We start from the raw sequence: 22,227 nt of genomic DNA, 5'->3' as shown, positions 1-22,227 counted from the left end.
GCACTTTCCGTGCGTTTTGCCGATTGATCGGATCGGGTCGGACAGACCGGCCGCGCGGCGCATGGCGACCGGCACCGCGTGCCGCGAGCGGCACGACGGGATTCAGGCCCGAATACGTTCCATTATAGACAGGCTGGCCGGGCGACCGGCGCAATTCCGCGGCGCGGGGCGGCGCCCGGGCACATGCGCGCCCCGCATACCGTCGTCAGGCGGCCGACGACAATTTCAGGCCGACCAGCCCCGCGACGATCAGCGCCGCGCTCGCGACGCGCGCGACGCTCAGCGCCTCGCCCATCATCACGATGCCGAACACGAACGCGCCGACCGCGCCGATGCCCGTCCACACCGCGTACGCGGTGCCGAGCGGCAACTGGCGCATCGCGACCGCGAGCAGCCCGAAGCTGGCCAGCGCCGTCACGATCGTGAACACCGACGGACCGAGCTTCGTGAAGCCGTCCGACGATTTCAAGCCGGCCGCCCAGGCCACTTCCAGCAAACCGGCAATCAACAACCATACCCAGGCCATCTCGACGTACTCCGTATCGGATGGGGCCGTCCCCGTTGAAGCGAATGGCCCGGGGTCGTCCCCGGGCGGCGCCGAGTATAACAAGCAGCTTACAGACCTGCCGGCGGCCGGGCATGCCGTCGGTCGATGCGCGGCGCGACCGGCCGGACGCGGTCAGTTCGCCACGCGCTTCGGCGCGCCGCCGCCGACGCAGCGGTCGTCGCGGTACAGCGCCCATTCCTCGCACACGCGGCCATCCTTGAACACGCACATGCCGACCTGCCCGCTCGACAGGTTACGGATCACGTGGCGGCCGCCGAGCTTCTCGCAGTTGACCGACGCGGGATTGGCCAGCGCCGCCGGCGCGGGCGGATGCTGCCCGGGCGGCAGCGGCTGGGCGAACGCGCCGGGCGCAACCAGCGCCAGCACACAGATGACGACCAGACGGACGGACATTGCACGCTCCTCGATTTCGTTCGCGCAACGGTCAGGATAGCGGGGATTGCGCAGCCGGTGTGCAAGGCCGGCGCCGGTCGCGCGGCTGTCGCGCCGGCGCAACCCTGCCGGGGCGCGACGTCGCGGCCGCATGCGCGGCCGCGCACCGCCCGTCACACGGCGCCGACGAGCCGGTAGCCGACGCCCGTCTCGGTGACGATGTGCTCGGGCTGCGCGGGATCGGCCTCGAGCTTCTGGCGCAGATGCGCCATGTAGATGCGCAGGTAGTGATGGCTCTCGACGTGCGACGGCCCCCACACGTCGCGCAGCAGTTGCCGGTGCGTGAGCACGCGCCCCGCGTGACGCACGAGCGTCGCGAGCAGCCGGTATTCGAGCGGCGTCAGGTGCACGATCTCGCCGTCGCGCCAGACCTGGCGCAGCGCGAGATCGACGCTCACGCCGCCGAAGCTCACCTTCGGCGACTCGTTCGCGCCGCCCTGGTTGCGCCGGCGCAGTTGCGCGCGAATCCGCGCACGCAGTTCGGACACGCCGAACGGCTTGGTCAGGTAGTCGTCGGCGCCCGCGTCGAGCGCCGCGACTTTCTCGTCCTCCTGCGTGCGGGCGGACAGCACGATCACCGGCACTTCGGACCAGCCGCGCAGCTCGCGGATCACGTCGAGGCCGTCGGTGTCGGGCAGGCCGAGATCGACGATCACGAGGTCGGGCTTGCGCGTCGCCGCGTCGATCAGCCCCTGCTTGCCCGTCTCGGCTTCGAACACCGCGATGTCCTCCTCTTCGAGCGCGGCGCGCACGAAGCGGCGGATCTGCTTTTCGTCTTCGATCAGGACGACGGTCAGGGTGGGTTCACTCATGGTCGGGCAATGACTCGGATGGGGGCGATGCGTCCGGCAGGTCGGATTCGTCGTCGGGCACGGCCGGCGCGGCTGGCGGCGTGTCGACCGGCAGCGTGAACCAGAAGCGCGCGCCCGTCACGCGGCCGTCGGGCGCGGTGCGGTTGAGCGCGCCGATTTTACCGCCGTGCGCCTCGACGATCGCGCGGCAGATCGCGAGGCCGAGCCCGATGCCCGGCGTCGCCGATTCCTTCTCGCCGCGCGTGAACTTGTCGAAGATGCGCACTTCCATCCCGGCCGGCAGGCCCGGGCCGTGATCGTCGACGTGCACGCGCACGAATGGCTGGCCGTCGTCGGTCACGCGCTCCGCGCCGATGTCGAGCGACGTATCGGGCGGCGTGTACTTCGCCGCGTTCTCGAACAGATTGGTGAACAGCCGCTCCATCAGCACCGCGTCCATCTGCAGCAGCGGCAGGTCCGCCGGCAGCGCGACGCGCACGGGATGGCGCGCGAGCACGCGCCGGCAGGCTGCGAGCGCGGCGCCGACGGTTTCCTCGAGCAGCGACCACTGGCGCTTGAGCTGCAGGCTGCCGGCCTGCAGCCGTGCCATGTCGAGCAGGTTCGTGACGATGCCCGTCATGCGCAGCGCCTCGTCGTGAATCGCGTCGACGAGTTCGCCCTCGCGCTGCGCGAGCCGGCCGGCCGCCGCGGCATCGCCGGCCTGCGCGGCCGCGCGCCCGTTCGCGAGCATCGACGAAAAACCGACGATCGTCGTGAGCGGCGTGCGCAGGTCGTGCGAGATCGCCGACAGCAGCGAGTTGCGCAGCCGCTCGGATTCCATGTTGACGAGCGCGTCGCGCGCGATCTCGACGTAGTGCACGCGTTCGAGCGCGAGCGCGATCTGCGCGGCGAATGCGTCGAGCATCCGCTGCTGCTCGGGGACCTCGAGTTCGCGCGGCTCGCGCGACGCGACCGCGAGCACGCCGCGCGTGCGCATCGGCGCCTTCAGCGGCAGGTACAGCGCGGCCGTCGCCGGCAACGTATCCGTGCCGCGCCCGGCCGGCTTCTGCTGGTCGTACACCCACTGGCCGACGTCGCTGTCGAGCTCCGCACCCGTCAGCGTGACGGCCGCGTCGGGCTCCTCGATCTTCTGCCGCACCTGATCCGCGCTGTCGGGCAGCAGGAACGCGACGCGCGCGCGGAACACCTCGCCCACGTGACGGCTGCCGATCTCGACGATCTGCTCGGTCGTCAGCGCCGCGCCGAGCTCGCGCGCCATCGCGTAGATCGCGCCCGTGCGACGCTCGCGGCGCTGCGCGATGCTCGCCTGGCGCGTCAGCGTCGACGTCAGGTGGCTGATCACGAGCGACGTCAGCAGCATCCCGAAGAAGGTCAGCAGGTATTGCGTGTCGCTGACCGAGAACGACATGCGCGGCGGCACGAAGAAGAAATCGAACGCGGCCACCGACAGGAACGATTGCAGCACGCCCGGGCCGCGCCCCAGCCGCACCGCCGAAAACACCACGCCGAGCAGGTACAGCATCACGAGGTTCGTGAGGTCGAGCCGCCCGGACACGACACTCGCGACGCCGGTGATCGCCGCGCAGATCGCGGCCGCATACGCGTAGTGGCGCGGCGGCGAGCGATGCGTGCCGAACTGCGCGAACGCGTCGCGCCAGTCGCGCGCCCGCGCGTCGAGCGGCGCGGCGCGCGTCTCGTCGCTCGCGGACGCGCGGATCAGCATCAGGTCGACGTCGCCCGCGCGCTCCGCCAGCTGCTCGCCGAACGGCCGCGCGAAGCGGCGCGCGAGCCCGACCTTCGGCGAGCCGCCCGCGACGAGCTTCGACACGTTGCGCACCTTCGCATAGCCGATCAGCGCGGCGACCGCGTCGGCGCCGGCGAGCGTGGCCGTCTCCGCGCCGAGCTCGGCCGCGAGCTTCAGCGCGTCGAGCGTGCGCTGCCGCCGCGCGTCGGGCAGCCGCTGCAGGCGCGGCGTCTCGACGTATACGGCGATCCAGTCGGCCTTCAGGCTCGCGGCGAGGCGCGCCGCCGCGCGCACGAGCGTCGGCGCTTCGGCGCCCGGGCCGACGCACACGAGCAGCCGCTCGCGCGCCTGCCAGATGCGCTGGATCGAACGATCGGCGCGGTACTCGCGCATCTGCGCGTCGACGCGATCGGCCGTGCGCCGCAGCGCGAGCTCGCGCAGCGCGATCAGGTTGCCCTTGCGGAAGAAGTTGCGCACCGCGCGCTCGGCCTGCTGCGCGAGATACACCTTGCCGTCGCGCATCCGCTCGAGCAGCTCCTCGGCCGGCAGGTCGACGAGCGTGACTTCGTCGGCCGCGTCGAACACGCGATCGGGCACGGTCTCCCACACGCGGATGCCGGTGATCGCGCCGACCACGTCGTTCAGGCTTTCGAGGTGCTGGACGTTGACGGTCGTATACACGTCGATGCCCGCGTCGAGCAGCTCGTAGACGTCCTGCCAGCGCTTCAGGTGCCGTGCGCCCTGCACGTTCGAATGCGCGAGCTCGTCGACGAGGATCAGTTGCGGCGCACGCGCGAGCGCGCCGTCGAGATCGAATTCGGCGAGCGGGCGGCCGCGATAGTCGATGCGGGCGGGCGGCAGCACGTCGAGGCCGTCGAGCAGCGCGGCGGTTTCGGCACGGCCGTGAGTCTCGACGATGCCGACGACGACGTCGACGCCTTCCTGCCGGCGCTGGCGCGCGGCCTGCAGCATCGCGTAGGTCTTGCCGACGCCGGCGGACGCGCCGAAGAAGATCTTGAGCTGGCCGCGCCGCTGCTTTTCTTCGTCTCGTTGCAGCTTGTCGAGGAGTTGGTCGGGATCGGGACGGTTCATGCGTCAGAAGGGCGGCGCGCCGGATGGCGCGCGAGATACAGCCATTGTGGTTCCAAATCGCCGCAAAAGGCAAAGACGGCGCGCGCGCCGTCGAAACGAAGTCGGGCCCGGCGCGCAGCCAGCCGCGCCGGGAAGCCTGCGCGCACGCTCGCTCAGCGCGCGGCCTGCGCCGCGTCGAGCGCGAGATTCAGCTTCAGCACGTTCACGCGCGGCTCGCCGAGCACGCCGAACTGGCGGCCCGTCGTGTTCGCGGCGACGATCCGTGCAACCGCGTCCGGCGCCAGGTTGCGCGCCTTCGCGACGCGCGCGACCTGGTACGCGGCCGCGGCCGGCGTGATCTCCGGATCGAGGCCGCTCGCCGACGCCGTCACGAGGTCGACCGGCACCGGCTTCGACAGGTCGGTGCCCGCGTCGCGCAGCGCGGCGATGCGCGCCTTCACCTGGTCGGCGAGCGACGGGTTCAGCGGGCCGAGGTTCGAGCCGCCGGAGCCGGCCGCGTTGTACGGCATCGGCGCGGTGGCCGACAGCCGGCCCCAGAAATACTTCGGCGCGTCGAACGACTGGCCGATCAGCGCGGAGCCGACGACCTTGCCGTCCTGCTCGATCAGGCTGCCGTTGGCCTGCGACGGGAACACGGCCTGACCGAACACGGTCATCACGGCCGGGTAAGCGAGCCCCGTCACGGCGGTCAGGATGACGAACAGCACGACGAGCGGGCGAATCAACGATTTCATGATGGTTCCTTCAAGGACGGCCGGCTCAGGCCCAGCCGAGCGCGGCGAGCGTCATGTCGATCAGCTTGATGAACGGGAACGGCAGCAGCACGCCGCCGAGGCCGTAGACCAGCAGGTTGCGGCGCAAGAGCGACGCGGCGCCGAGCGGCCGGTAGGTCACGCCCTTCAGCGCGAGCGGGATCAGCGCGACGATGATCAGCGCGTTGAAGATCACCGCGGACAGGATCGCGGACGCCGGCGACGTCAGATGCATGATGTCGAGCACGCGCAGTTGCGGATAGGTCGTCACGAATGCGGCGGGGATGATCGCGAAGTACTTCGCGATGTCGTTCGCGATCGAGAACGTCGTGAGCGACCCGCGCGTCATCAGCATCTGCTTGCCGATCTCGACGATCTCGATCAGCTTCGTCGGGTTCGAGTCGAGGTCGACCATGTTGCCGGCTTCCTTCGCCGCCTGCGTGCCGGTGTTCATCGCGACCGCCACGTCGGCCTGCGCGAGCGCCGGCGCGTCGTTGGTGCCGTCGCCCGTCATCGCGACGAGCCGCCCGGCCGCCTGGTGCTCGCGGATCGTCGCAAGCTTGGTTTCCGGCGTCGCTTCCGCGAGGAAATCGTCGACGCCCGCTTCCGCCGCGATCGCCGCGGCCGTCAGCCGGTTGTCGCCCGTCACCATCACGGTCTTGATGCCCATCTTGCGCAGCTCCGCGAAGCGCTCCTTGATGCCGCCCTTCACGATGTCCTTCAGCTCGATCACGCCGAGCACGCGCGCCGCGCCGGCCTGCAGGTCGGCCACGACGAGCGGCGTGCTGCCGCGGCGCGCGACGTCGTCCACCGCGCGGCGCACTTCTTCCGGGAAGCGGCTGCCGTGGGTTTCGACGTAGCGGCGAATCGCGTCGGCCGCGCCCTTGCGGATCTCGCGGCCGGGCAGATCGACGCCGCTCATCCGCGTCTGCGCGGAAAAGCCGAGGAACGTCGCATGCAGTTGCGCCATGTCGCGCTGACGGATGTTGAAGCGCTCCTTCGCGAGCACGACGATGCTGCGGCCTTCCGGCGTTTCGTCGGCGAGCGACGACAGTTGCGCGGCATCGGCCAGCGCTTCCTCGGTCACGCCCGGCGCCGGCACGAACATCGATGCCTGACGATTGCCGAGCGTGATCGTGCCGGTCTTGTCGAGCAGCAGCACGTCGACGTCGCCGGCCGCTTCGACCGCGCGGCCCGACGTCGCGATCACGTTCGCCTGCATCATGCGGCTCATCCCGGCCACGCCGATCGCGGACAGCAACCCGCCGATCGTCGTCGGGATCAGGCACACGAGCAGCGCGACGAGCGCGGTGATCGTCACCACGTGGCCGGCCTTCATCGCGTCGACCGAGAACATCGAGAACGGCAGCAGCGTCGCGGTCGCGAGCAGCATCACGATCGTCAGCGCGACGAGCAGGATCGTCAGCGCGACCTCGTTCGGCGTCTTCTTGCGCTTCGCGCCTTCGACCATCGCGATCATCCGGTCGAGGAACGCCTCGCCGGGGTTCGCGGTGACCCTGACGACGATCCAGTCGGACAGCACGCGCGTGCCGCCCGTCACCGACGAGAAGTCGCCGCCCGATTCGCGGATCACCGGCGCGGATTCGCCGGTGATCGCCGATTCGTCGACCGACGCGACGCCGTCGACGACTTCGCCGTCGGCCGGGATCACGTCGCCGGTCTCGACCAGCACGACGTCGCCTTTGCGCAGGTCGGATGCGGTCGTGATGCGGATCGGCGACTTCGGATGCGGCTCGTTGAGCTTCTTCGCCATCACGTCCTTCTTCGCGCTGCGCAGCGACGCGGCCTGCGCCTTCGAGCGCCCTTCGGCGAGCGCTTCGGCGAAGTTCGCGAACAGCACCGTGAACCACAGCCACAGCGCGATCGCGAGGATGAAGCCCGCGGGCGCCTCGGCCTGGCCGGAGAGCGCCGCGATCCACAGGATCGTGGTCAGGATGCTGCCGACGTACACGCAGAACATCACCGGGTTGCGGAACTGCGTGCGCGGCGTGAGTTTCTTGAACGAATCCACGATCGCCGGGCGCAGCAGCGCCGGATCGAACATGGACCGTGTTGCGGAATGTTGAGTCATTGCGATCTCTTCAAGCTCTTCAGTCTTTTCGGTGTGTCGCCATGCGGGCGCGCGTCACGCGCCCAGCCACATCATCAGGTGCTCGACGCCCGGGCCGAGTGCGAGCGCCGGCACGTAGGTCAGCGCGCCTACCAGCAGCACGGTGCCGAGCAGCAGCACGACGAACAGCGGGCCGTGGGTCGGCAGCGTGCCGCTCGTCACCGCGATGCGCTTCTTCGCGGCGAGCGAGCCGGCGATCGCCAGCACCGGCACGATCGTGCCGAAGCGGCCGAACCACATCGCGATCGCGGTCATCCAGTTGTAGAACGGCGTGCCGACCGTCAGGCCCGCGAACGCGCTGCCGTTGTTGTTCGCGGCCGAGCTGAACGCATAGAGGATTTCCGAGAAGCCGTGCGGGCCCGGGTTGGCGATGCCGGCCTTGCCCGCGTCCGCCAACACGGCGATCGACGTGCCGACCAGCACGAGCAGCGGCGTGAGCAGCACGACGATCGACACCATCTTCATCTCGTACGACTCGATCTTCTTGCCGACGTATTCCGGCGTGCGGCCGATCATCAGGCCGGCGACGAACACCGCGAGCAGCGCGAACACGAGCATCCCGTAGAGGCCGGAGCCGACGCCGCCGTAGACCACCTCGCCCAGCTGCATCAGCAGCATCGGCACAAGGCCGCCGACCGGCGTCAGCGAATCGTGCATCGCATCGACCGCGCCGCACGACGCGGCCGTCGTCGCGACCGTGAAGATGCCGGTCTGCGCGATCCCGAAGCGGGTTTCCTTGCCCTCCATGTTGCCGCCCGGCTGCAGCGCGCTCGCCGACTGGTCGACGTGCAGCGCGGCGAGCGTCGGGTTGCCGCCCTGCTCGGCGCTCACCTCGACGCCGGTCGCGACCGCGAACGCGACCGTCATCGCCGCGAGCACCGCGATGCCCTGCCGCCGGTCGCCGATCATGCGGCCGAACACGAGGCACAGCGCGGCCGGGATGATCAGGATCGAGAAGATCTGCAGAAAGTTCGCGAACGGCGTCGGGTTTTCGAACGGGTGTGCGGAGTTCGCGTTGAAGAACCCGCCGCCGTTGGTGCCGAGCATCTTGATCGCTTCCTGCGACGCGACCGGTCCCATCGCGAGCGTCTGCTTCGTGAGTGGTGTCGGCACCGTCACCGGGTTGCCCTTGTCGTCCTTCACCGGGTTGCCCTGCGCGTCGAGCTTCGGCGCCGCATAGGTGCTCGCCTGGAGCACCGGCACGTCCTGGTACGCCTTCATGTTCTGCAGCACGCCCTGGCTCATCAGCAGCGCGGCGACGAGCGCCGCCATCGGCACGAGCACGTACAGCGTCACGCGCGTGAGGTCGACCCAGAAGTTGCCGATCGTCTGCGCGGTGTGACGCGCGAAGCCGCGGATCAGCGCGATCACGACGACGATGCCGGTCGCCGCCGACAGGAAGTTCTGCACGGTCAGGCCCAGCATCTGCGACAGATAGCTGACGGTCTGCTCGGGCGCGTAGTCCTGCCAGTTCGTGTTCGCGACGAAGCTGACGGCCGTGTTGAACGCGCCATCGGGCGTCATCGCGCCGAACTGCTGCGGGTTGCCGGGCAGGAAGCCCTGCAGGCGCAGCAGCCCGTAGAGGAACAGCGCGCCGAGCGCGTTGAACGCGATCGTCGCGAGCGCGTACTGCTTCCAGTTCATCTCGGTGCCGGCATCGACGCCGGCGACGCGGTACAGCGCGCGTTCGAGCGGCCCGAACACGCGCACGACGCGCGAGCTGCCGTCCATTACCGCGCTCAGGTAGCGCGCGACCGGCACGGCCGCCGCGAGCAGCACGACGATGAACAGCAGCGTCTGCAACAGGTTGTTCGCGTTCATTCGATGTCCTCCGCGCGCAGCAGCGCAAAGACGAGATACGCGAACAGCAGGGCCGTCGAAGCGCCCGCCAGCCAAAGCATCCAGGTCATGCGCGCCCCCCGCGACCGTATTGCACGAGCTTGTCGCAACCGGCAAGCAAACCGAGGATCAGCGCGGTGAAGAGCACCAGTGCGCCGATGAAAACCCCATCCATTTTTTGTTCTCCGTCGTCGAAATCGGACGACTAGAACCTTATGGGAACGCGTGTAAAGGGCGGGTCAAAGCTATCGGGGCGGGTGTAAAAAACGCGTAAACGCGTGCGGCAGGGAACGACGGACCGAACGTGCGGCGGGACTTCGGGCGGGTCGGGAGAGCGGTCGGGAGACAAGACGGGCGGCACGCCGGCGCCCGTCCGCGACGGGACGTGCCGGCGTGGCGCCGGCACGAACGGGATGCGTCAGGGAACGAGGATCGTCGAGCCAGTGGTCTTGCGCGCCTCGAGGTCGGCATGCGCGCGGCCGACTTCCGCGAGCGGGTAGCGCTGGTTGATGCTCGTCTTCACCTTGCCCGACAGGATCACGTCGAACAGCTCGGTGGCCGCGACGTCGAGATCGGCGCGCTTCGCGATGTACGAGAACAGCGTCGGGCGCGTGAAGAACAGCGAGCCGCGCGACGAGAATTCCTTCGAGTCGATCGGCGGCAGCGGGCCCGACGCGTTGCCGAAGCTGACGAAGTAGCCGAGCGGCGCGAGGCTGTCGAGCGAACCGACGTAGGTGTCCTTGCCGATCGAATCGTAGACGACCGGCACGCCCGCGCCGTTCGTGATCTCCTTCACGCGCTGCGTGAAGTTCTCGCGCGTGTAGACGATCGGATGATCGCAGCCGTGCGCCTTCGCGAGCTCGGCCTTCTCGTCGGAGCCGACCGTCCCAATCACGGTCGCACCGAGCGCCTTCGCCCACTGGCACACGAGCAGCCCGACGCCGCCGGCCGCCGCGTGGATCAGGATCGTGTCGCCGGCCTTCACCGGGTACGTGCGGCGCAGCAGGTAGTGCGCGGTCAGCCCCTGCAGCATCACCGACGCCGCATCGTCGTAGCTGATCCCGTCCGGCAGCTTCACGACGCGCTCGGCCGGCATCACGCGCTCCTGCGCATAGGCGCCGGGCGGCTGCCCGACGTACGCGACGCGGTCGCCGACCTTGAACGCGGTCACGCCGTCGCCGACGGCCGTCACCTCGCCCGCCGCCTCCATCCCGAGGCCGCCGGGCAGCGGCTGCGGATACAGGCCCGTGCGGAAATACACGTCGATGTAGTTGAGCCCGACCGCGTGTTGCCGGATACGGACTTCGCCCGCCTTCGGCGCGCCGACCTCGACATCGACCCACTTCATCACGTCCGGGCCGCCCGGTTGGTCGTATCGGATTGCTTTCGGCATCGTTTTGCTCCTCTTCTGTCTGGAATCTGGAAATCCGGTTCGGCGAGTGCATCGACATTGCCGCTGCGGCGATGCGTGTGAACACGGGTCGTAGCGGAGGATTCTCGCGCGTCGTGCGCGCTCACGCAGCGCGTCGTTGCAATCCCTTCACATTGGTAGGGTTTTCGCGGGAAAGGGATTGCATGGGCCGCCGTCACACTTGGTCACGTTCCTATCAGGGCCTTTGGGTCGTATGAATTTCCGCTCGGTTCGCATTGACTGAGGCCGGCCGCACCGGGGTTTGAACTCACGTTACGAATGCTCGATCGAGGGGCAATCGTAGGAGACTGGCGCTTTCAGCCAATCCTTCCCGATGGAGCATGCGTCACGGGGCATTGCGGGCTGGATCAGTCCATCTTGCCCGAACTGCTACAAGGAATCGAATCCCTTCTATCGTTCAGCGGAACGAGCCATTCACCGTAATCGAGGCCCTCGCGCGCGGAGGGACGTGCCTGGGTCTACGCCGTAGTCGGCCACCGACGGCTTCGCCGAATGCGCAAGCGCGCTCGACAGCGAAGCATTCGGCACGATCCGTCCGACACTCCGCGGCCGATCGCATACGGCAACTTCTTGAACGAAGCCCCCGCCCGCTAAAGCGCGGCGCTCTTCAACAGCTGCCTAGCAAACATTCTGCATGTTCCGCGCCAGATCGTCGAGCAGCATCCGCGCGGTCGCGACGTTGGTCGCGACCGGCACGTCGTGCACGTCGCACGCGCGCACCAGCGCGGTGATGTCGGGGTCGTGCGGCTGCGCGGTCATCGGGTCGCGCAGGAACACGACGATGTCGACGCGGCCGTCGGCCAATTCCGCGCCGATCTGCAGGTCACCGCCGAGCGGCCCGGACAGCTTGCGCTCGACCTCGAGCCCGTGCGCGGCGGCGATCCGGCCGCCCGTCGTGCCGGTCGCCACCAGCCGGCATTGCGCGAGCGTCTCGCGATACTGGCCCGCGAGCGCGACGATCTCGTCCTTCTTCGCATCGTGCGCAATCAGTGCGATGCGGGGTTTGCTCATCTCCGTCTCCTTCGTCGTTCGGTTGTTGTCATCGTGAATCGAAAAGCGCGGGTCAGAACGTACCCGGATACGCGCCGCCGTCGAGCAGCCAGTTCTGCCCGGTGATGTAGCCGGCGTGCACGCTGCACAGGAACGCGCAGGCCGCGCCGAATTCGGCGCGCGTGCCGAGCCGCCCGGCCGGGATGTCCTTCGTGCGCCGCGCGCGCATCTCGTCGACCGTCACGCCCTGCGCCTTCGCCGACGCGGCGAGCGTCGTCGCGATCCGGTCGGTGTCGAACAGCCCCGGCAGCAGGTTGTTGATCGTCACGCCCTGCCCCGCGACCTTGCGCGACAACCCCGCGACGAAGCCGGTCAGCCCCGAGCGCGCGCCGTTCGACAGCGCGAGCACGTCGATCGGCGCCTTCACGGCCGAACTCGTGATGTTGACGATCCGGCCGAAGCCGCGGCCGATCATCCCGTCGACGGTCGCGCGGATCAGCTCGATCGGCGTCAGCATGTTCGCCTCGAGCGCGCGGATCCAGTCGTCGTGGGAGAAATCGCGGAAGTCGCCGGGCGGCGGCCCGCCGGCATTCGTCACGAGAATGTCCGGCCGCGGGCACGCGGCGAGCGCGGCCGCGCGGCCGTCCGGCGTCGTGATGTCGCACGCGACCGCCGTGACCGACACGTTCGCGCCGGCGCGGATCTCTTCCGCGGTTTCCTCCAGCGTGTCGCGCGTGCGCGCGACGATCACGAGGTTCACGCCCTCGGCGGCCAGCGCTTCCGCGCAGCCGCGCCCGAGACCCTTGCTGGCCGCGCACACGAGCGCGGTCTTTCCTTCGATACCGAGATCCATCGTCGCTTCCCTGGTGGCGCGCGTGCCGGCGCGACCCCGCGTGGCCGCCGGCGAGGCGGACAAACGGGCGTGCGCGGCACGCGGATTGTCGTGAGACGTCGATAATATCCGGATCGCGCGGCGCGCCTTGGTAAAATTGCGGCCATGAGCGACGGCCGGCCCGTACCCGCCGCCGCCCCCGATCCCCTTTTGCCGCCAAGGCACCCCGTCATGAAACAGGACAGCCGTTTCCCGAACCTCTTCATCACCGATCACCCGCTGATCCAGCACAAGCTCACGCACATGCGCGACAAGGACACGTCCACGCGCACGTTCCGCGAACTGCTGCGCGAGATCACGCTGCTGATGGGCTACGAGATCACCCGCAACCTGCCGATCACGACCAAGCGGGTCGAAACCCCGCTGGTCGCGGTCGACGCGCCGGTGATCGCCGGCAAGAAGCTCGCGATCGTGCCCGTGCTGCGCGCGGGCATCGGGATGTCGGACGGCCTGCTCGACCTGGTGCCGTCCGCGCGCGTCGGCCACATCGGCGTGTACCGCGCCGACGACCACCGCCCGGTCGAATACCTGGTGCGCCTGCCGGACCTGGAAGACCGCATCTTCATCCTGTGCGACCCGATGGTCGCGACCGGCTATTCGGCCGTGCACGCGGTCGACGTGCTCAAGCGCCGCAACGTGCCGGCCGCGAACATCATGTTCGTCGCGCTGGTCGCCGCGCCCGAGGGCGTGCAGGTGTTCCAGGACGCGCACCCGGACGTGAAGCTGTTCGTCGCGTCGCTCGACTCGCACCTGAACGAGCACGCGTACATCGTGCCGGGCCTGGGCGACGCCGGCGACCGCCTGTTCGGCACCAAGAACTGACCGCACCGAGCGGCCCGGCACGCCGCGACGGCCGCCCTGGCCGTTCGGCCATGCGCGGCGGCCCCGAACCGGCGGTCGCCGCGTGATAAAATCACGATCCACTCGACACGCGCGGCCCCGCGGCTTCATGCCCGCCGACACGGCCGCCGATTCAACGACACATTGCAACAATCGCCCGCGCTGCGCGCCCGGGCACGGAGAAAGGTATGGCTGGTCATTCGAAATGGGCCAACATCAAGCATAAGAAGGCTGCGGCCGACGCGAAGCGCGGCAAGATCTGGACCCGCCTGATCAAGGAAATCCAGGTGGCGGCGCGCCTCGGCGGCGGCGACGTCAACTCGAACCCGCGCCTGCGTCTCGCGGTCGACAAGGCAGCCGACGCGAACATGCCGAAGGACAACGTCAAGCGCGCGATCGATCGCGGCGTCGGCGGTGCGGACGGCGCGAACTACGAAGAGATCCGTTACGAGGGCTACGGCATCAGCGGCGCGGCGATCATCGTCGACACGCTGACCGACAACCGCACCCGCACGGTCGCGGAAGTGCGCCACGCGTTCTCGAAGTTCGGCGGCAACATGGGCACCGACGGCTCGGTCGCGTTCATGTTCGATCACGTCGGCCAGTTCCTGTTCGCGCCCGGCACGTCGGAAGACGCGCTGATGGAAGCCGCGCTCGAAGCCGGCGCGAACGACGTGAACACGAACGACGACGGCTCGATCGAAGTGCTGTGCGACTGGCAGGCATTCTCGGCGGTGAAGGACGCGCTCGAAGCCGCGGGCTTCAAGGCCGAACTCGCCGAAGTGACGATGAAGCCGCAGAACGAAGTCGAATTCACCGGCGACGACGCGGCGAAGATGCAGAAGCTGCTGGACGCGCTCGAGAACCTCGACGACGTGCAGGACGTGTATACGAACGCCGTCATCGTCGAGGAATGAGATGCCGGCCGCCGCGCAGCTGTCGCGGCGGCGGCCCGACCGATTTCGCGGCCGGCGCGCCTGAGCGTGCCGGCCGCCCTGTTTTCTAGTCTGCGGGGAATCCCATGAAACTACTCGTCGTCGGTTCCGGCGGCCGCGAACATGCGCTGGCGTGGAAGCTCGCGCAGTCGCCGCGCGTCCAGATGGTCTACGTCGCGCCCGGCAATGGCGGCACGGCGCAGGACGAGCGTCTGAAGAACGTCGACATCACGGCGCTCGACGAACTCGCCGATTTCGCGGAACGCGAAGGCGTCGCGTTCACGCTCGTCGGGCCGGAAGCCCCGCTCGCGGCCGGCATCGTCAACCTGTTCCGCGCACGCGGCCTGAAGGTGTTCGGCCCGACCCGCGAAGCCGCGCAGCTCGAAAGCTCGAAGGATTTCGCGAAGGCGTTCATGAAGCGCCACAACATTCCGACGGCCGACTACGAGACCTTCGCCGATGCGGCCGCCGCGCACGCGTACATCGACGCGAAGGGTGCGCCGATCGTCGTGAAGGCCGACGGCCTCGCGGCCGGCAAGGGCGTCGTCGTCGCGATGACGCTCGAAGAGGCCCATGCGGCCGTCGACATGATGCTGTCGGGCAACAAGCTCGGCGATGCCGGCGCGCGCGTCGTGATCGAGGAATTCCTCGACGGCGAGGAAGCCAGCTTCATCGTGATGGTCGACGGCAAGCATGCGCTGGCGCTGGCTTCCAGCCAGGACCACAAGCGCCTGCTCGACGAAGATCGCGGCCCGAACACCGGCGGCATGGGCGCGTATTCGCCCGCGCCGATCGTCACGCCGCAGATGCACGCCCGCGTGATGCGCGAAATCATCATGCCGACCGTGCGCGGGATGGAGAAGGACGGCATCCGCTTCACCGGCTTCCTGTACGCGGGCCTAATGATCGACAAGGACGGCAATCCGCGCACGCTCGAATTCAACTGCCGGATGGGCGACCCGGAAACGCAGCCGATCATGGCGCGCCTGAAGAGCGATTTCTCGAAGGTCGTCGAGCAGGCGATCGCGGGCACGCTCGACACCGTCGAGCTCGACTGGGATCGCCGCACCGCGCTGGGCGTCGTGCTCGCCGCGCACGGCTACCCGGACGCGCCGCGCAAGGGTGACCGCATCAACGGGATCCCGGCCGAGACCGAACAGGCCGTGACGTTCCATGCGGGCACGACGCTCGCCGACGGCGACAAGCTCGTGACATCGGGCGGACGCGTACTGTGCGTGGTCGGCCTCGCCGATTCGGTGCGCGAAGCGCAGCAGCATGCGTACGACACGATCAACCAGATCAATTTCGAAGGCATGCAGTACCGCCGCGACATCGGCTTTCGCGCGCTCAATCGCAAGAGCGCGTGACGTCGCCCTCGCCGTCCCGCGCGCTCGCGGCGGCGGCCCGTCTGCCGGGGTTCGATAGAATGCCCGGCAGACGCTTTTTTTACGGCCCCCGCCCAGAGTGGGGGCAGCCAGTCCAGACATGACCGATTCGACCTACGACGTGACGCGCGTGCGCACGTACCTCCAGGGCCTGCAGACACGCATCGCCGACGCGCTCGGCGCACTCGACGGCACGCCGCTCGCGACCGACACGTGGCAGCGCGGGCCGGCCGAACGCCTGCGCGGCGGCGGCTGCACGCGGATTCTCGAAGGCGGCCGCGTGTTCGAACGCGCGGGAATCGGCTTTTCCGACGTCGCGGGCGACGCGCTGCCGCCGTCGGCGAGCGCGGCGCGCCCGCAGCTCGCGGGCCGCGGCTTCGAGGCGCTCGGCGTGTCGCTCGTGCTGCACCCGCGCAATCCGTACTGCCCGACCGTGCACATGAACGTGCGGATGCTGATCGCGACGAAACCGGGTGAAGACCCCGTGTTCTGGTTCGGCGGCGGCATGGATCTGACACCGGTTTACGGCTTCGAGGACGACGCGCGGCATTTCCACCAGACCTGCAAGGATGCGCTGGACCCGTTCGGCGCCGAGCTCTACCCGCGCTTCAAGCAATGGTGCGACGAATATTTCTTCCTGAAGCACCGCAACGAAACACGCGGTATCGGCGGGATCTTCTTCGACGATTTCTCGGAGCCCGGTTTCGAACGCGCGTTTGACATGATGCAAAGCGTAGGGGACGCGTTCCTGCGCGCTTACCTGCCGATCGTCGAGCGCCGCGCCGGGTTGCCGTACGGCGAGCGCGAGCGCGACTTCCAGGCCTACCGCCGCGGCCGTTACGTCGAATTCAACCTCGTGTTCGACCGCGGCACGCTGTTCGGCCTGCAAAGCGGCGGCCGGACCGAGTCGATCCTGATGTCGATGCCGCCGGTCGCGAACTGGCGCTATAACTGGCAACCCGAGCCGGGTTCGCCGGAAGCGCGCCTGTATAGCGACTTCCTCGTGCCGCGCGACTGGGTCTGAGCCCGGGCGTGCCGCTGCCCCAACGAAAGGACGCGTTTCTGGACACCACCGCCCGCCCCGCCCCGCTGCCGCGTCGTATCGGCTTGCTGGGCGGTACCTTCGACCCGATCCACGACGGCCACCTCGCGCTCGCGCGCCGGTTCGCCGCGCTGCTCGACCTGACCGAACTCGTGCTGCTGCCGGCCGGGCAGCCGTACCAGAAGCGCGACGTGTCGGCCGCCGAGCACCGGCTCGCGATGACGCGCGCGGCCGCCGGCACGCTGTCCGTGCCGGGCGTGACCGTGACCGTCGCCACCGACGAGATCGAGCACAGCGGCCCGACCTACACGGTCGAGACGCTCGCGCGCTGGCGCGAGCGGATCGGCCCGGATGCGTCGCTGTCGCTGCTGATCGGCGCCGACCAGCTCGTGCGCCTCGATACGTGGCGCGACTGGCGCACGCTGTTCGACTACGCGCACATCGGCGTGTCGACGCGCCCGGGCTTCGAGCTCGGCGCGGCACCGCCGGACGTCGCACGGGAAATCGCCGCGCGGCAGGCCGGCGCCGACGTGCTGAAGGCCACGCCGGCGGGCCGCCTGCTGATCGATACGACCCTTTCGTTCGACATCGCCGCGACCGACATCCGCGCGCACCTGCGCGAATGCATCGCACGCCATGCGCAAATGCCCGACGCGTCGGCAGAACATGTGCCGGCCGCCGTATGGGCCTATATTCTTCAACATCGCCTCTACCATTCCTGAATCCATGGATATTCGCAAACTGCAGCGCGTGATCGTCGACGCCCTCGAAGACGTCAAGGCGCAAGACATCAAGGTGTTCAACACCAGCCACCTGACCGAACTGTTCGACCGCGTGGTCGTCGCCTCGGGCACCTCCAACCGCCAGACCAAGGCGCTCGCGTCGAACGTGCGCGACAAGGTCAAGGAAGCCGGCGGCGACGTCGTCAGCTCCGAAGGCGAGGACACCGGCGAATGGGTGCTGGTCGACTGCGGCGACGCGGTCGTGCACATCCTGCAACCGGCGCTGCGCCAGTACTACAACCTCGAGGAAATCTGGGGCGACAAGCCCGTGCGGATGAAGCTCGGCGGCGGCAAGGGCAACGGCTTCGCGACGGCGAGCGAAGACGACGAGGAAGAGGAAGAAGCGCCCGCACGCCCGGCGCGCAAGACGGCCGCCCGCCGCCGTTAAGCCGTCACGCATGCCCCGATGAAGCTTTTCATCCTCGCGGTCGGCCACAAGATGCCGGGCTGGATCGCATCCGGCTTCGACGAATACACGAAGCGGATGCCGCCCGAACTGCGCATCGAGTTGCGCGAAATCAAGCCTGAATTGCGTTCGGGCGGCCGCAGCGCCGAAAGCGTGATGGCGGCCGAGCGGCAGAAGATCGAGGCCGCGCTGCCGAAGGGCGCGCGCCTCGTCGCGCTCGACGAGCGCGGCCGCGACTGGACCACGATGCAGCTCGCGCAGGCGCTGCCCGGCTGGCAGCAGGACGGCCGCGACGTCGCGTTCGTGATCGGCGGCGCCGACGGGCTCGATCCGGAACTGAAAGCGCGCGCCGACGTACTGCTGCGCATCTCCAGCATGACGCTGCCGCACGGCATGGTGCGCGTGCTGCTCGCCGAACAGCTTTACCGGGCGTGGAGCATCACGCAGAATCACCCCTACCACCGCGCATGACGTGTCGTCCTCGAGACGCGCGCCGCGCGCGCTCAACGAGATAACGACACCATGCCGTCCAGCACGTCCCCCGCGTTTTTCCCGATCCTTTACCTCGCCTCGCAAAGCCCGCGCCGCCAGGAGTTGCTGCAGCAGATCGGCGTACGCTTCGAACTGCTGCTGCCGCGCCCCGACGAGGACGCCGAGGCGCTCGAAGCCGAACTGCCCGGCGAAGCCGCCGACGCGTACGTGCGGCGCGTGACCGTCGCGAAGGCCGAGGCCGCGCGTGCGCGCCTCGTCGCGAGCGGCAAGCCGGCCGCGCCGGTGCTCGTTGCGGACACCACGGTGACCATCGACGGCGCGATCCTCGGCAAGCCGGCCGACGCCGACGATGCGCTCGCGATGCTCGCCCGCCTCGCGGGCCGCGAACACGAGGTGCTGACGGCCGTCGCCGTAATCGGCGCCGACGGCGAACTGCTGCCGCCCGCGCTGTCGCGCTCGTCGGTGCGCTTTTCAAACGCACCGAGCGACGCGTTCGCGCGCTACGTCGAAACCGGCGAGCCGTTCGGCAAGGCCGGCGCGTACGCGATCCAGGGCCGCGCGGCCGAATTCATCGAGCGAATCGACGGATCCCATTCAGGTATCATGGGTCTGCCCCTTTTTGAGACTGCCGCGCTGCTGCGTACCGCACGCGTCGCCTTCTGAACCGCACCATGAACGAAGAAATCCTGATCAACCTCACGCCGCAGGAAACGCGCGTCGCACTCGTCCAGCAAGGTGCGGTGCAGGAGCTTCACGTCGAGCGGACGCTGTCGCGCGGACGGGTCGGCAACATCTATCTCGGCAAGGTCGTGCGCGTGCTGCCCGGCATGCAGTCGGCATTCATCGACATCGGCCTCGAGCGCGCGGCGTTCCTGCACGTCGCCGACATCTGGCATCCGCGCCTCGCGGGCGAGCCGCAGTCGGGCGCGCCGCACCAGCCGATCGAGAAGATTGTGTTCGAAGGCCAGACGCTGATGGTGCAGGTGATCAAGGATCCGATCGGCACGAAAGGCGCGCGGCTGTCGACGCAGGTCAGCATCGCGGGCCGCACGCTCGTCTACCTGCCGCAGGAGCCGCATATCGGCATCTCGCAGAAGATCGAGAGCGAGGCCGAACGCGAGGCCGTGCGCGCGCGCCTGACCGCCGTGATCCCGCCGGACGAGAAAGGCGGCTACATCGTGCGCACGATCGCCGAGGATGCGACGTCCGACGAACTGGCCGGTGACGTCGCGTACCTGCGCAAGACCTGGGCGACGATCGTCGCGCAAGCGCAGCGGCTGCCGGCGACGAGCCTGCTGTACCAGGATCTCGATCTCGCGCAGCGCGTGCTGCGCGATTTCGCGAACGACGACACGACGCGCATCCAGGTCGATTCGCGCGAGACCTACCAGCGCCTGTCGGAATTCGCGGGCGAGTTCACGCCGGCCGTGAGCCCGAAGCTGCATCACTACACGGGCGAGCGGCCGCTGTTCGACCTGTACAACATCGAGACGGAGATCCAGCGCGCGCTGTCGCGCCGCGTCGACCTGAAGTCGGGCGGTTACCTGATGATCGACCAGACCGAGGCGATGACGACGATCGATGTGAACACGGGCGGCTATGTCGGCGCGCGCAACTTCGACGACACGATCTTCAAGACCAACCTCGAGGCCGCGCACACGATCGCGCGGCAGCTACGGCTGCGCAACCTCGGCGGGATCATCATCATCGACTTCATCGACATGGAGAACGCCGAGCATCGCGACGCGGTGCTGTCCGAGCTGAAGAAGGCGCTGTCGCGCGACCGCACGCGCGTGACGGTCAACAGCTTCTCGCAGCTCGGACTCGTCGAGATGACGCGCAAGCGCACGCGCGAATCGCTCGCGCACGTGCTGTGCGAGCCGTGCCCGACCTGCCAGGGCAAGGGCCAGGTGAAGACGTCGCGCACCGTGTGCTACGACATCCTGCGCGAGATCCTGCGCGAGTCGCGCCAGTTCAATCCGCGCGAGTTTCGCGTGATCGCCGCGCAGCAGGTGATCGACCTGTTCCTCGACGAAGAATCGCAGCATCTGGCGATGCTGATCGACTTCATCGGCAAACCGGTGTCGCTGCAGGTCGAGTCGAATTTGAGCCAGGAGCAGTACGACATCGTGCTGATGTGACGGCGCGTTCTTTGGCGGTTGCGCGATTTCTGCCCGGCATGGGAGATATTTCGCGCAACCTGCATCCAATGGGGAACGGCTATTCCGCGCGGCCCCCTTCCCGTGCGAAGCGCTCGATCGCTTCGCTATCCCATCGGCCGAGACGCATCGCGTCTTCCAGCATGCCGAGTGTCAGGGGCACAAGTTCCGGGTCACGATATTTCGACGAAAACAGCCCAAGGAACATTCCGACCATATCGAGCGTTTCCGGGCCGATGTATCGCTGATACGGGAAATACTCTACATCGATCCCGAAGGTCCCGCCCCACTTGTCGATAAATTCGATCGCGTCGATTCCCGTGATGCGGAGATCCTCTTCCATCCGGCTTGAACGTGACAGCTTCAGCGGACCGCCAAAGAGCGGACGCCCCAATTCCTCCCGAGCAAATGCTTCGAGCCGATCCCATGCCGTGTCAGCCATATCGGAGCACCCTGTCTTCCGGTTTTGCAGTGCTGTTGTAGACCTGCACCGTATTCCACATGACGACTGCCGCATCCGTGGCGAGCATGACAGTGTCGACAACGGGCACTGCACGCCCGACGAATGCACCGAGGTTACGAGTCGTCGCGATCCGCATACCACCGGCACCGGCTTTCGTGATGGTCGGCATCCGAATTCCGACGTTGAACGGCAGCGCTTTGCGCACCGCAAGCGACGCAACGGAGGTGCCGGCCACTGCGCCGCGCGGCTTGCCGGGAACCGGTACATCGTTCTGCCCCAATAGAACGGCAGCCGCAGCACCAAGGTCGTGAAAGCCAAACCGTTTGCAAACCTGATTCACGGCACCCCAGAAAAACAGATCCCCCGGTGTGAGATCCAGACGCCCCTCGTACGAATAGCGATTGTCCGACACACGGCCCTCGTGGTTGTTCGAACGACCGCAGACCTTAGCCAAGCCGAACACGCTCGCCATCCCTGTATCATTCGGTCAGGCGTGCAATAGGCCGCTTGACCAGGCCGCACGGCGAACAGCGCATCGCGCAATTGTTTAAGAACAGTTTCGAAAACGGTCCCGCGATACGCCCGCTTTCGCCGCCAGCGTCACCCATGCAGCATGTCGACAGGGCGCCCGCGCCATCCGCCGCGCTATCCTTTCTCACCTCTCATTCACTCAGCACACACCATGAGCCAAGGCCACAACCGCCGTCAGCGCAAGAAACTCCACATCGGCGAATTCCAGGAACTCTCGTTCAACGCCACCGCGCATTACCGCAACGACATGACCGACCTCGAGCGCGGCCAGTTGATCGATGCATTCATCGACTTCGTCGAAGCGAACGGGCTGCTGACCGTCGCGTCCGCGGACGAAGGCATCGGTGCGTACGTGATCTCCGGCGCGCCGCGCGGCACGACGACCGACGCCGATCGCGAACTCGTGCGCGGATGGCTGGCCGCCCGTCCGGAACTGAAGGACGTCCAGGTCAGCGAATTCGCCGACGCGTGGTATCCGGACGCCTGATTTCCCGGGTTCACGCTGCTT

At 68.2% G+C, this 22,227-nt stretch carries 23 protein-coding genes; 10 read left to right on the top strand and 13 right to left on the bottom strand.

All coding sequences use genetic code 11. From position 1 onward, the window contains the following. Positions 1 to 205 precede the first annotated feature (205 nt). From sugE to A9Z05_RS11070, 11 genes are all read right to left on the bottom strand, one after another. Positions 206 to 526: a quaternary ammonium compound efflux SMR transporter SugE gene (gene sugE, locus A9Z05_RS11120; protein WP_069618139.1), complete on the bottom strand. Its 321-nt coding sequence runs from the start codon at positions 524 to 526 to the stop codon at positions 206 to 208. A 153-nt stretch (positions 527 to 679) separates the two neighbouring features. Then, positions 680 to 961: a DUF333 domain-containing protein gene (locus A9Z05_RS11115; protein ID WP_069618138.1), complete on the bottom strand. Its 282-nt coding sequence runs from the start codon at positions 959 to 961 to the stop codon at positions 680 to 682. Between the two features lie 152 nt (positions 962 to 1,113). Next, a complete protein-coding gene (gene kdpE / locus A9Z05_RS11110; protein WP_069618137.1) occupies positions 1,114 to 1,812 on the bottom strand; it encodes a two-component system response regulator KdpE in 699 nt (232 codons plus the stop codon). Continuing rightward, entirely contained in the window at positions 1,805 to 4,648 is a 2,844-nt protein-coding gene (locus A9Z05_RS11105; protein ID WP_069618136.1) for a DUF4118 domain-containing protein, read from the bottom strand. The genes kdpE and A9Z05_RS11105 overlap by 8 nt, the downstream gene beginning before the upstream one ends. A 152-nt stretch (positions 4,649 to 4,800) precedes the next feature. After that, positions 4,801 to 5,382, bottom strand: coding sequence for a potassium-transporting ATPase subunit KdpC (gene kdpC / locus A9Z05_RS11100; RefSeq protein WP_069618135.1), 582 nt, complete (start codon positions 5,380 to 5,382; stop codon positions 4,801 to 4,803). Positions 5,383 to 5,407: 25 nt separating this feature from the next. After that, positions 5,408 to 7,492, bottom strand: a complete 2,085-nt coding sequence (gene kdpB / locus A9Z05_RS11095; RefSeq protein WP_069618134.1) for a potassium-transporting ATPase subunit KdpB — start codon at positions 7,490 to 7,492, stop codon at positions 5,408 to 5,410. A gap of 54 nt (positions 7,493 to 7,546) precedes the next feature. Then, positions 7,547 to 9,352 (bottom strand): potassium-transporting ATPase subunit KdpA, encoded by a 1,806-nt coding sequence (gene kdpA / locus A9Z05_RS11090; RefSeq protein ID WP_069618133.1) that lies wholly within the window; start codon positions 9,350 to 9,352, stop codon positions 7,547 to 7,549. Beyond that, positions 9,349 to 9,441, bottom strand: a complete 93-nt coding sequence (gene kdpF, locus A9Z05_RS11085) for a K(+)-transporting ATPase subunit F (RefSeq protein WP_006752209.1) — start codon at positions 9,439 to 9,441, stop codon at positions 9,349 to 9,351. Before kdpF ends, kdpA begins: the two co-directional genes overlap by 4 nt. Before the next feature lie 347 nt (positions 9,442 to 9,788). Then, positions 9,789 to 10,763: a quinone oxidoreductase gene (locus A9Z05_RS11080; protein WP_069618132.1), complete on the bottom strand. Its 975-nt coding sequence runs from the start codon at positions 10,761 to 10,763 to the stop codon at positions 9,789 to 9,791. Positions 10,764 to 11,420: 657 nt separating this feature from the next. Beyond that, entirely contained in the window at positions 11,421 to 11,813 is a 393-nt protein-coding gene (locus A9Z05_RS11075; protein WP_069618131.1) for a methylglyoxal synthase, read from the bottom strand. A gap of 52 nt (positions 11,814 to 11,865) precedes the next feature. Further along, complete coding sequence (locus A9Z05_RS11070; protein ID WP_069618130.1) at positions 11,866 to 12,645, bottom strand: SDR family oxidoreductase; 780 nt, start codon at positions 12,643 to 12,645, stop codon at positions 11,866 to 11,868. A gap of 210 nt (positions 12,646 to 12,855) precedes the next feature. Here A9Z05_RS11070 and upp point away from each other — a divergent pair, with 210 nt between their 5' ends. From upp to rng, 9 genes are all read left to right on the top strand, one after another. Beyond that, a complete protein-coding gene (gene upp / locus A9Z05_RS11065; protein ID WP_006481871.1) occupies positions 12,856 to 13,506 on the top strand; it encodes a uracil phosphoribosyltransferase in 651 nt (216 codons plus the stop codon). 206 nt (positions 13,507 to 13,712) lie between these two features. After that, positions 13,713 to 14,441 (top strand): YebC/PmpR family DNA-binding transcriptional regulator, encoded by a 729-nt coding sequence (locus A9Z05_RS11060; protein ID WP_006478227.1) that lies wholly within the window; start codon positions 13,713 to 13,715, stop codon positions 14,439 to 14,441. A 104-nt stretch (positions 14,442 to 14,545) separates the two neighbouring features. After that, positions 14,546 to 15,826: a phosphoribosylamine--glycine ligase gene (gene purD, locus A9Z05_RS11055; RefSeq protein WP_069618129.1), complete on the top strand. Its 1,281-nt coding sequence runs from the start codon at positions 14,546 to 14,548 to the stop codon at positions 15,824 to 15,826. Positions 15,827 to 15,944: 118 nt separating this feature from the next. Then, positions 15,945 to 16,868, top strand: coding sequence for an oxygen-dependent coproporphyrinogen oxidase (hemF, locus tag A9Z05_RS11050; protein ID WP_069618128.1), 924 nt, complete (start codon positions 15,945 to 15,947; stop codon positions 16,866 to 16,868). A gap of 8 nt (positions 16,869 to 16,876) precedes the next feature. Further along, positions 16,877 to 17,608: a nicotinate-nucleotide adenylyltransferase gene (locus tag A9Z05_RS11045; RefSeq protein WP_069618127.1), complete on the top strand. Its 732-nt coding sequence runs from the start codon at positions 16,877 to 16,879 to the stop codon at positions 17,606 to 17,608. Between the two features lie 4 nt (positions 17,609 to 17,612). Continuing rightward, complete coding sequence (rsfS, locus tag A9Z05_RS11040; RefSeq protein ID WP_006484266.1) at positions 17,613 to 18,056, top strand: ribosome silencing factor; 444 nt, start codon at positions 17,613 to 17,615, stop codon at positions 18,054 to 18,056. Positions 18,057 to 18,074: 18 nt separating this feature from the next. Beyond that, positions 18,075 to 18,545 carry a 23S rRNA (pseudouridine(1915)-N(3))-methyltransferase RlmH gene (gene rlmH, locus A9Z05_RS11035; RefSeq protein ID WP_006484265.1) on the top strand — a complete coding sequence of 157 codons (471 nt, stop codon included), beginning with the start codon at positions 18,075 to 18,077 and terminating at the stop codon, positions 18,543 to 18,545. Positions 18,546 to 18,596: 51 nt separating this feature from the next. Next, on the top strand, positions 18,597 to 19,229 hold the full coding sequence (locus A9Z05_RS11030) for a nucleoside triphosphate pyrophosphatase (RefSeq protein WP_069618126.1): 633 nt from the start codon (positions 18,597 to 18,599) through the stop codon (positions 19,227 to 19,229). Positions 19,230 to 19,237: 8 nt separating this feature from the next. Next, positions 19,238 to 20,707, top strand: coding sequence for a ribonuclease G (gene rng / locus A9Z05_RS11025; RefSeq protein WP_050016390.1), 1,470 nt, complete (start codon positions 19,238 to 19,240; stop codon positions 20,705 to 20,707). Positions 20,708 to 20,786: 79 nt separating this feature from the next. Here the strand turns inward: rng and A9Z05_RS11020 are convergent, their stop codons facing one another. Together A9Z05_RS11020 and A9Z05_RS11015 are read right to left on the bottom strand one after the other, a co-directional pair. Next, positions 20,787 to 21,167: a DUF1493 family protein gene (locus tag A9Z05_RS11020; RefSeq protein ID WP_069618125.1), complete on the bottom strand. Its 381-nt coding sequence runs from the start codon at positions 21,165 to 21,167 to the stop codon at positions 20,787 to 20,789. Continuing rightward, complete coding sequence (locus A9Z05_RS11015) at positions 21,160 to 21,600, bottom strand: STM2901 family protein (protein ID WP_069618189.1); 441 nt, start codon at positions 21,598 to 21,600, stop codon at positions 21,160 to 21,162. The genes A9Z05_RS11020 and A9Z05_RS11015 overlap by 8 nt, the downstream gene beginning before the upstream one ends. Positions 21,601 to 21,870: 270 nt before the next feature. On the opposite strand from A9Z05_RS11015, the gene A9Z05_RS11010 reads away from it, so the two are divergent. Next, positions 21,871 to 22,206: a YggL family protein gene (locus A9Z05_RS11010; protein WP_069618124.1), complete on the top strand. Its 336-nt coding sequence runs from the start codon at positions 21,871 to 21,873 to the stop codon at positions 22,204 to 22,206. The last annotated feature ends 21 nt before the right edge of the window (positions 22,207 to 22,227 follow it).

The organism is Burkholderia sp. A2 (genome assembly GCF_001729305.1).
GTDB lineage: Bacteria > Pseudomonadota > Gammaproteobacteria > Burkholderiales > Burkholderiaceae > Burkholderia > Burkholderia sola.
Note: the sequence above shows the minus strand (reverse complement) of the source record. Positions and strands in the feature narration are given on the sequence as shown.

What these genes read in the sequence shown, in the direction of transcription:
- rlmH (WP_006484265.1), top strand. Translation starts at nt 18,075, where the DNA reads ATGAAGCTTTTCATCCTCGCGGTCGGCCACAAGATGCCGGGCTGGATC.
- A9Z05_RS11030 (WP_069618126.1), top strand. Translation starts at nt 18,597, where the DNA reads ATGCCGTCCAGCACGTCCCCCGCGTTTTTCCCGATCCTTTACCTCGCC.
- kdpC (WP_069618135.1), bottom strand. Translation starts at nt 5,382, where the DNA reads ATGAAATCGTTGATTCGCCCGCTCGTCGTGCTGTTCGTCATCCTGACC.
- purD (WP_069618129.1), top strand. Translation starts at nt 14,546, where the DNA reads ATGAAACTACTCGTCGTCGGTTCCGGCGGCCGCGAACATGCGCTGGCG.
- rsfS (WP_006484266.1), top strand. Translation starts at nt 17,613, where the DNA reads ATGGATATTCGCAAACTGCAGCGCGTGATCGTCGACGCCCTCGAAGAC.
- hemF (WP_069618128.1), top strand. Translation starts at nt 15,945, where the DNA reads ATGACCGATTCGACCTACGACGTGACGCGCGTGCGCACGTACCTCCAG.
- kdpF (WP_006752209.1), bottom strand. Translation starts at nt 9,441, where the DNA reads ATGACCTGGATGCTTTGGCTGGCGGGCGCTTCGACGGCCCTGCTGTTC.
- sugE (WP_069618139.1), bottom strand. Translation starts at nt 526, where the DNA reads ATGGCCTGGGTATGGTTGTTGATTGCCGGTTTGCTGGAAGTGGCCTGG.
- upp (WP_006481871.1), top strand. Translation starts at nt 12,856, where the DNA reads ATGAAACAGGACAGCCGTTTCCCGAACCTCTTCATCACCGATCACCCG.
- A9Z05_RS11020 (WP_069618125.1), bottom strand. Translation starts at nt 21,167, where the DNA reads ATGGCTGACACGGCATGGGATCGGCTCGAAGCATTTGCTCGGGAGGAA.
- rng (WP_050016390.1), top strand. Translation starts at nt 19,238, where the DNA reads ATGAACGAAGAAATCCTGATCAACCTCACGCCGCAGGAAACGCGCGTC.
- A9Z05_RS11060 (WP_006478227.1), top strand. Translation starts at nt 13,713, where the DNA reads ATGGCTGGTCATTCGAAATGGGCCAACATCAAGCATAAGAAGGCTGCG.
- A9Z05_RS11010 (WP_069618124.1), top strand. Translation starts at nt 21,871, where the DNA reads ATGAGCCAAGGCCACAACCGCCGTCAGCGCAAGAAACTCCACATCGGC.
- A9Z05_RS11075 (WP_069618131.1), bottom strand. Translation starts at nt 11,813, where the DNA reads ATGAGCAAACCCCGCATCGCACTGATTGCGCACGATGCGAAGAAGGAC.
- kdpE (WP_069618137.1), bottom strand. Translation starts at nt 1,812, where the DNA reads ATGAGTGAACCCACCCTGACCGTCGTCCTGATCGAAGACGAAAAGCAG.
- A9Z05_RS11115 (WP_069618138.1), bottom strand. Translation starts at nt 961, where the DNA reads ATGTCCGTCCGTCTGGTCGTCATCTGTGTGCTGGCGCTGGTTGCGCCC.
- kdpA (WP_069618133.1), bottom strand. Translation starts at nt 9,352, where the DNA reads ATGAACGCGAACAACCTGTTGCAGACGCTGCTGTTCATCGTCGTGCTG.
- kdpB (WP_069618134.1), bottom strand. Translation starts at nt 7,492, where the DNA reads ATGACTCAACATTCCGCAACACGGTCCATGTTCGATCCGGCGCTGCTG.
- A9Z05_RS11105 (WP_069618136.1), bottom strand. Translation starts at nt 4,648, where the DNA reads ATGAACCGTCCCGATCCCGACCAACTCCTCGACAAGCTGCAACGAGAC.
- A9Z05_RS11070 (WP_069618130.1), bottom strand. Translation starts at nt 12,645, where the DNA reads ATGGATCTCGGTATCGAAGGAAAGACCGCGCTCGTGTGCGCGGCCAGC.
- A9Z05_RS11080 (WP_069618132.1), bottom strand. Translation starts at nt 10,763, where the DNA reads ATGCCGAAAGCAATCCGATACGACCAACCGGGCGGCCCGGACGTGATG.